We start from the raw sequence: 571 nt of genomic DNA on the forward strand, positions 1-571 counted from the left end.
CGCTTATATGGAGCGCAGTAATAAAGAGACCGAAGAATTAATCTCTGAAGAGAACTCTGCATTTTTATCACAACCGATTGAGTATTTGAAAAAAAACAAAGATGAATTCCTTTACTTTGAATCAAGATGGTTCGAATTAATCGGCGTTGAGGCACTTTCGTTAGAAGTCGATGATGTTTTCGGTACATATAACGCGATGTTCGGATTGAAATTCCAGAAAAAAAGGGGAGATGTTTTAAAAACGTATTTAACCAAGGAACTCCAAGAAGGAATTGGGTCGTTCAGTTTAATGTTTAACCAGGGTGAAGGGCTATGGGATGTGAATGTTGCCTTGGATAACATTAAAGGGTTTCAAGAAGGCATGTCATTGGAAGAAGCTTTTCATTTAATTTATCATTTTCTTTTCAACCTTGTTCAAACGATCGAGGAAGATATGTAAAACGAAGTGCCGTAAAAGGTAAGATAAAGTTGATTGGAGCGGGTGTACGAGACTCCTGCTTAGAAAAGCGCGTCTAGGGGAGACCCCGCAGGCGATAGCCGAGGGCCGACCGCCCGCGGAAAGCGAGTGCCC

Annotated in this window: 1 protein-coding gene; it reads left to right on the forward strand. The window is 41.5% G+C overall.

Features of this window, described 5'->3' with window-relative positions; all coding sequences use genetic code 11:
- On the forward strand, positions 1-439 hold a 439-nt coding region (locus AC1DVB_RS27885; protein ID WP_477592098.1), incomplete at its 5' end, for a branched-chain amino acid aminotransferase.
- Positions 440-571: the final 132 nt, after the last annotated feature.

Source organism: Peribacillus sp. P4_D6 (assembly GCF_056401795.1).